At 37.7% G+C, this 2,337-nt stretch carries 2 protein-coding genes and 1 pseudogene; 2 read left to right on the plus strand and 1 reads right to left on the minus strand.

The window, feature by feature from the left end; genetic code table 11:
* Positions 1–245: pseudogene (locus ACS8FD_RS13080) on the plus strand (ZIP family metal transporter); the annotation flags it as partial.
* A gap of 693 nt (positions 246–938) precedes the next feature.
* On the opposite strand, the gene ACS8FD_RS13085 reads toward ACS8FD_RS13080, so the two are convergent.
* Entirely contained in the window at positions 939–1,142 is a 204-nt protein-coding gene (locus tag ACS8FD_RS13085) for a CsbD family protein (RefSeq protein WP_299218560.1), read from the minus strand.
* 608 nt (positions 1,143–1,750) lie between these two features.
* Between ACS8FD_RS13085 and ACS8FD_RS13090 the strand changes: the two genes are divergently transcribed.
* On the plus strand, positions 1,751–2,337 hold a 587-nt coding region (locus ACS8FD_RS13090; RefSeq protein WP_439276213.1), incomplete at its 3' end, for a molybdopterin-dependent oxidoreductase.

Below are 2,337 nucleotides of genomic sequence, written 5' to 3' on the forward strand. Positions count from 1 at the left end.
AAAAAACCTTATTGATATTTTTTGGTTTAAGCTTTTTTGGTATTATCTCAGCGCTCATCGGTCACTATTTACTGAGCTCATATCCAGATTTGACTGCCCATCTGATGATATTTGCTAGTGGCGGTATTTTATATCTGCTCATTCAAGATCTTATTCCTGAGAGTAAACTTGATCATCATTATTTGACATCATTGGGCGCTTGTCTCGGGTTTTTAGTGGGCATCATCGGTGAGATACTGATTTAATCTTGGTTATACTGCAGGGTATAGCGAGCTATTATAAGGAATATGCAGAATCGCTGTGTAAGCATATGCTTACAAGCAATGACGCTTACGCGACTTAACATGAAAGCAATAATTTGACACTATAGTCACACGGCATTAGGGAGTATGACTCAAGGATTGAGTTGACCGCATTAAGGATAATGATTCACTTGTTAGCATCAGGAAGATAATAATAAGTGGAGTAAGGATATATAACCTTTGCTGAGAGCAGCAGTATATGCTGTGATAGTCGTAGTAAAAAGGGCAGGATGCCTAGTATCACAACATACTGAATATTATGCAAGGATGTATAACAGTCAGTCGTGATAGGTAACATGGATAGTTAACAATAAAACCGCATAACAATAAATTGCTATGCGGTTTTATCGTGTCTAACGGTTAAGAAAATTCCATTTTACTAGAGTATAGCTATAGTAAAGAATTTTTTAACTTACTGGGCAATGAGATAAACGGGCTAAAAGCAAAACAGAACTACAATCAGAAATTATTTTTCTGGTCTATTAAGTACGTCTCTCAACGAGTTTATTAAGCAGATTGGTTGGACAGTACATAAGCTATTGACCATTAAAAAACCGCATAACGTTGATGCGGTTTTTTATTTTCTGATTAAGATACTTTAAATACTATTTATCTACTCTTTAGTAAAAAAATATCTTAGTATTTGTGTTCGCGGCGCCAATCGTCTACTTCGCGTTCAGCGTCATCTTTACTATGACCATAGCGCTCTTGTACACGGCCGACCAATTTATCACGGCTGCCTTCAATATGGGTAAGATCGTCATCAGTCAAATCGCCCCATTTTTGCTTAACAGCGCCTTTCATTTGGTTCCATTCGCCTTTTAGAGTATGTTCATTCATTATTATATTCCTTCTGTTGTTGTTGAATTAATTTTTGAGACAATCATTCCATCTGTCTTTATTTAATATTTTATTCGTCGTACAGTTGTCATTGGTAGATACCAACAAGCCAACTGGTGATATCTAATATAGGTGCTAACAATTGCATTGTCTGTATATGCAATGTTTAGAGTGTTACTTCATTATGGTTGTCTGCATACCTTTGTTAGAAGCCCCTTATCTATGTAAAGAGTTCATGATTTTTCTTTAGATTGCGTAAGTACAATAAATAGTTTTTAAACGCATGAGCTGAGATATGCGATTTGATTAAAGACATATTAGCCAAATAAATATGCTTTGTTAAATATTCATTTATAGAGCTGCCGCTTAAATAGATATAATCTTATTGTTATAACAATAGCTACAATAACTACTAGAGTGTGCTCTTGCGTTAAAAATAATTGAAGCTATAAATATGATAGAACGAAATTTATATAGTCAGTTCAAGAGAGCGTAAACACAAAAAATGTGTACAAAAGTACGTTGAATAAACCTGATATCGTATTTGACTTATATAGAGTTGATTATAGGTATAGAGTTGACGGTAGGAAAATCACAAGGAGCGTGCCATGAGTAACGAGCAAACCAAGACGAATGAGCAAACCCATTTTAGAACCTGCAATTTATGCGAAGCGATGTGCGGTATCGTCATTAAGCACGATGGTGAAAAAGTGTTATCGATTAAAGGCGATAAAGACGACCCATTCTCCCAAGGTTATATTTGCCCAAAAGCGACTGCCTTACAAGACTTGCATGAAGACAATGATCGTCTGCGTCAGCCCGTTGAGAGAACTACTCACGGTTGGAAAGAGATTGGCTGGTCTGAGGCGCTAGATAAAGTTGCTGCTGGCATTCAGTCGGTACAGAAAAAACATGGTAAAAACGCCCTTGGTATTTATTTAGGCAATCCAAACGTCCATAACCTAGGCGGCATGCTGACCATTAAGCATTTACTTAGTAGTATAAAGACGCGCAGTCGCTTTTCTGCGACTTCCATCGACCAACTACCACACCACATCGTCAGTATGCATCTATTTGGGCATATGCTGCGCATTCCTGTGCCCGACGTCAATCGTACCCAATACATGCTCATTATCGGCGGCAATCCGCTGGCGTCGAACGGCAGTATTATGACCGCGCCAAACATGCGTCAAAA

The organism is Psychrobacter sp. 1U2 (assembly GCF_051847575.1).